Annotated in this window: 6 protein-coding genes; all 6 read left to right on the forward strand. The window is 36.5% G+C overall.

What is annotated here, in order from left to right; translation table 11 throughout:
- Positions 1-271: fatty acid desaturase (locus IQ229_RS11305; protein WP_194043726.1), on the forward strand; the 271-nt coding region annotated here is incomplete at its 5' end.
- Between the two features lie 49 nt (positions 272-320).
- Positions 321-632 carry an acyl carrier protein gene (locus IQ229_RS11310; protein WP_194043728.1) on the forward strand — a complete coding sequence of 104 codons (312 nt, stop codon included), beginning with the start codon at positions 321-323 and terminating at the stop codon, positions 630-632.
- On the forward strand, positions 629-2,014 hold the full coding sequence (locus IQ229_RS11315; RefSeq protein ID WP_194043736.1) for a thioester reductase domain-containing protein: 1,386 nt from the start codon (positions 629-631) through the stop codon (positions 2,012-2,014). The genes IQ229_RS11310 and IQ229_RS11315 overlap by 4 nt, the downstream gene beginning before the upstream one ends.
- A gap of 152 nt (positions 2,015-2,166) precedes the next feature.
- Complete coding sequence (locus tag IQ229_RS11320; RefSeq protein ID WP_194043738.1) at positions 2,167-2,871, forward strand: lysophospholipid acyltransferase family protein; 705 nt, start codon at positions 2,167-2,169, stop codon at positions 2,869-2,871.
- Complete coding sequence (locus IQ229_RS11325; protein ID WP_194043740.1) at positions 2,852-4,585, forward strand: FAD-binding oxidoreductase; 1,734 nt, start codon at positions 2,852-2,854, stop codon at positions 4,583-4,585. Before IQ229_RS11320 ends, IQ229_RS11325 begins: the two co-directional genes overlap by 20 nt.
- Positions 4,582-5,381, forward strand: an 800-nt coding sequence (locus tag IQ229_RS11330) for an SDR family oxidoreductase (protein ID WP_194043742.1), incomplete at its 3' end; no start/stop codon positions are given. The genes IQ229_RS11325 and IQ229_RS11330, both read left to right, overlap by 4 nt.

Genomic DNA, 5,381 nt, shown 5'->3' on the forward strand with positions numbered 1-5,381 from the left:
CTCTATAGGTCATGTTTATGGAAAAAGATTGTTTAAAAACATAGACCAAAGTAAAAACAACATTTGGTTGGCTATTCTTACCCTTGGTGAAGGTTGGCACAACAATCATCATGCTTTTCCTAACTCAGCAAAGTTTGGTTTAAAATGGTGGCAAATCGATCCAGGATACTGGGTTATTCTGATTTTACAAGCTATAGGTTTAGCTTGGGATGTAAAGCATCCTAGCTTAGAAGCAATTGAATTCAAAAAACTGGATGAAATTTCACAATAATACTCTCAATCAGCTAAAAATAATTAACAAAGCTTTCAAATATTAAAAGATGGAACGCAAAAATTTACAAATTGATTCAACATTAAAAGCCTCAGAAGTATTGAAAACAAAGGGAACTGTAGCAGAAATTAAAGCCTGGTTAATTTCATATCTAGCTGCCGCTTTAGAAATACCTTCAGATGAAATAGATATTACTTTGCCTTTAAATAGTTACGGATTAGATTCTAGCGCCGCAGTCAGTTTGACTGGCGATCTGGGTGATTTTCTGGAATGCCAGTTAGAACCGGATTTACTAATTGATTACCCAACTATTGAAGCTTTGGCTCAACATTTGGGTGATATAGAGGAAATAATCTTATGAGTCTCTATCAACTTTTTGATTGGCTTAATAAACAAGGAATTAAGTTATCGGCTCAGGATGGGAAACTACATCTGCGTGCGCCAAAAGGAGTATTATCTCCAGAAATTCAGACGATTCTCAGCGAACGGAAAGCTGAAATTCTGGAATTTATGACTCAAAATCAGCAAAAAATTGAGAAATTTATAGATTTATCTGCAGAAGCAGTTTTAGAATCAACTATTTATCCAGAAAATACCGCTACCTCATTGGGAACTGAACCCACTTCTATTTTTTTAACCGGAGCAACAGGTTTTTTAGGGGCTTTTTTACTATCCGAACTGTTACAACAAACTCAAGCAAAAATTTATTGTCTTGTGCGCGGATCCGAACTTGAAACTGCCCAAGGGAGATTGCAAAATAATTTAAAGTTTTACAACTTGTGGAATAGTTCTTTCCAATCAAGAATTATACCAGTTTTGGGTGATATTTCTCTGCCACAACTGGGTTTGACAACAGCAACATTTAGCAAACTAGCAAATGAGATTGACAGTATTTATCATAGTGGAGCATTACTAAGTTATGTGTACTCCTATGCTCGATTGAAACCTTGCAATGTTTTAGGAACACAAGAAATTTTACGATTAGCCTGCCAAAGTAAAACCAAATCCCTGCATTACATTTCAAGTTTTGCTGTATTTGAGTCATCAGCGTATAGCCAAAAAATAGTCGATGAAAACGAATCACTATCTGATTGGGAAGATATTTATTTGGGATATTCTCAAAGTAAATGGGTAGCAGAGAAGTTGGTTATGGAAGCCCGCAATCGCGGATTACCAATAAATATTTATCGGTCAGCTTTTATCTCTGGGGATAGTCAAACCGGAATTTGGAAAAACAATGATATTATTTGCCGGATGATTAAGGGTTATATTCAGATGGGTAGTATGCCCCAACTCGACTATTTTTTAGATTTATCTCCAGTTGACTATGTAGCACAAGGAATTGTTTATTTATCCAGACAAAAGCAAGCGATCGGCAAGTGCTATCATCTGAATAATCCTCATCCTTACCATTGGCAAAATTTGTTTGCTTGGCTTTGCTCTTTAGGTTATTCTATCCAGCTTATTCCTTATCAACAGTGGCAAAAACAGTTGTCTGCCACTATGCGAACAAACCAAAACGTTTTAACATCTCTAATTCCTTTCTTTTGCCAAGAATGGGGGCAAGAAAAAATCACAATTCCTGAGTTATACCAGCAAAATATAAGACCAAAAATTAGTTGTCAAGAAACTATTAATACGCTTAGAGAAACTTCGATTGTTTGCCCTGCCGTAGATACTGCTTTACTGAAAATATATTTTTCGTATTTCCTTAGTAGTGGTTATTTAGAACCAGCTTCATAAAGGTAAAGCTAGGGAAATCTCATATTACCAGAAAAAACCTAGTTAATTATGAGAGCTTGCTTGTGAAGATAGAAGGGGATGCAGAGAAAGAAAAGATTTCCTAATGACTGATAGCTGATAAATATTTACTGACCAATGACTAAGATAAAATAATGACAGAAAATCAACTTCAAAATTGGCTAGTTAATATAGGTCAAAATATTATTTGGATAAGTGGTAAATTGCTTTACCAACATTGGTTTCAGCTTAAATGTCTAGGACTAGAAAATATTCCCCAGGATAGAGCTTATATAATTGCAGCTAACCATGTTAGTCATCTTGATGGCCCAGCAGTGATAGCGGCCCAAGGCAAACATTTTAAAAATGTTTACAGCTTGGCAGCAAAAGACTACTTTTTCAATCGACCGTTCAAAGCATGGATGTGCCAGAATTTTTTCAACATGATTTGCTTTGAACGCAAAGGCAATTTTTTAAATTCTCTGCGTTCCTGTCAAAAAATTGTGGAACAAAACAAGGTAATTCTGTTTTTCCCAGAAGGAACTCGCTCGATAACGGGTGAGCTTCAACGCCTAAAACTGGGATTAGGATTATTAGTGCTGCACCTAAACGTTCCTGTCATTCCTGTCTATATTCATGGAACTTATCAAGCATTGCCTAAAGGTAGACATTTTCCCAAACGACATCCAATTTACGTGAGTTTTGGCTTACCTTTAGACTTCAGGCATTATCAAACTAAACAAAATATACTTGACACTCGTCAAATTCAACAACAAATTATTAATGATGTGTATATAGCGATCGCTCAACTGCACGACAATTTAGTAGGAAAAGTGAATTATGGAAACTTGGAGACATAAATGGGGGTTCGCCGATACCCAGTTTATAATCAATGACGATCGCTCGGTAACTTTGACAGGCGATCGCTACAATCTATCAGGCTACAAAATGCCTTATTTTCTTTCCTATATAGAAGAACAATTAGGTATTGAAATTAATCCCCATGACCAGCAACCAGAAATAACACAAAAATTTATTAACCCTCTAAATATCAATAAATGTTTTTGTCAAGAATTAGAGAATATATTTCCTAGTAATCAATACACATTTGACGAACAAGAACGTCTTTTTCACAGTCATGGGCAAAGTGCTTTTAAAGAAGTTTACAAAGTTCTTTACTCTAAATTAGAGCGAACTGTAGATATGATATTTTACTGCCAATCAGAGTTAGATGCCCAAAAAATTATAAATCTTGCTATAGAACACAATATCTGTCTTGTTCCTTTTGGAGGTGGAACTAATGTTAGCTGCGCCTTAAAGCTACCAGAAGATGAAAAAAGAATGGTAGTTTCTGTAGATATGCGGCGGATGAATAAAATTGAGTGGATAGATCGAGATAATTTCCGCGCTTGTGTACAAGCAGGAATTACAGGTCAGCAGCTTGAGGAACAGTTAAGAAAAGATGGATTTACTTGCGGTCACGAACCTGATAGTTTAGAGTTTTCGACTTTAGGGGGTTGGATTTCCACAAATGCAAGTGGAATGAAGAAAAATCGCTATGGCAATATTGAGCAAATTGTAGAAAATATTACTCTAATTACCCCCAAAGGTACAATTGAGCAAATACAACCAATCTCCCGCGCTTCAATGGGAATGCAGATTCAAAATATTCTGTTTGGTAGTGAAGGAAACTTAGGATTAATTACCAAAGCTGTGATTAAAATTCATCCTATTCCCCAGGTAAAAAAATATGGCTCTCTCGTTTTTCCTAACTTCGAGTTAGGAGTAGAATTTTTATACAGTTTAGCTCATAGTGGATTTGTTCCAGCTAGTATTCGTTTGGTAGATAATAATCAATTTCGCTTCGGTCAAGCCCTAAAACCACAGCCAACTAATATCAAAGGCTGGATTGATAAACTTAAAAAGTTTTATTTATTAAAGCTGTGTGGCTTTAATCCATATCAAATGGTAGCAGCTACTATTGTTATGGAAGGATCTGCTCAAGAAATTGCTTATCAACAAACTAATATATATGCGTTAGCTAAAAAATTTCAAGGCTTGGCGTCTGGGTCAGAAAACGGACAACGAGGCTATATGCTAACTTATGCTATTGCCTATATGCGAGATTTCTTAGCTAGTTTTTTTATTCTTGGCGAAAGTTTTGAAACATCTGTCTCTTGGAGTCAAATTCACCAAGTTTGTCATGCTGTTGACCAGACATTAAAAGAGCAGCATGAAAAGTTTAACTTACCTGGAAAACCTTATCTATCTTACCGAATTAGTCAAATTTATCATACAGGTGTTTGTTTATATTTTATGTTTGGCTTTTATAGTAAAGGAGTTGAATCTCCAGAAATAATTTCTCCTCAAATCGAGCATTCTATCAGAGTAGCAATTATGGAAAATGGTGGTTCTATTTCTCATCATCATGGTGTCGGGAAAAGTCGCCAAGAATTTATCAAAAATACTTTATCATCTGACAGTATTGAATTGATTAAAGAAATTAAGCAAGCTAACGATCCTCAAAACATTTTTGGGATCGGCAATTTTTGTGCAGACGCTAAAACTATATGAGTCAGTTTAATGGTTTAGTAGCGTTGATTACTGGGGCTTCCTCTGGAATTGGGGCAGCAGTTGCCAAAGAACTTGCCCGTGAAGGTGCAAAGGTTGTGCTTTTGGCGAGACGGACGGAACGATTAGCAACTATAGCCGCAGAGATTGACCCCAGCGGTCAAAGAGTACTAGCTATATCCTGCGATGTAGCTTTAGATGGCGAAGTAGAAAAAGCTGTCAGTCTTGCTGGAAGTGAATTCGGTAAGATTGATATCGTTGTTGCCAATGCAGGCTGGTCTTTAAAAGGCAAATTGGCAGACTTAAATGTGGATGACTACCGTAAGCTGTTTGCAACAAATGTTTTTGGAGTTCTCAACACAATCTACGCTACCTTAGATGACCTAAAGAAAACGCAGGGAAGATTAGTTGTTATTAGTAGCGTTAAAAGTTATATTGCCTTGAGTGGTGATTCTGCTTATAGCATGAGCAAATTTGCGTTGCGGGCTTTATGCGAGTCATTATCTCAAGAATTAGCGCCCGACGGTGTATCGATAATACATATCTGTCCTGGCTACGTTGCTACTGAAATTCGCCAAGTAGATAACCAAGGTATTTGGCATCCAGAGTGGCAAGATTCTATTCCGTCAATGCTGCTGATATCGCCGTCACAAGCAGCAAAAGAAATTGTGCAAGCGATTTCTCAACGTAAAAAGGAAAAAGCGATCGCCAATTACAGTAAGGTAATTATTTTTCTGAAACGGCATCTACCAGGTTTGGTTTTATGGATAATATCTAGGTTCAAAATTAAAGTTTCTTA

Origin of the sequence: Nostoc cf. edaphicum LEGE 07299 (assembly GCF_015207245.1) — a bacterium.
Lineage (GTDB): Bacteria > Cyanobacteriota > Cyanobacteriia > Cyanobacteriales > Nostocaceae > Nostoc > Nostoc edaphicum_B.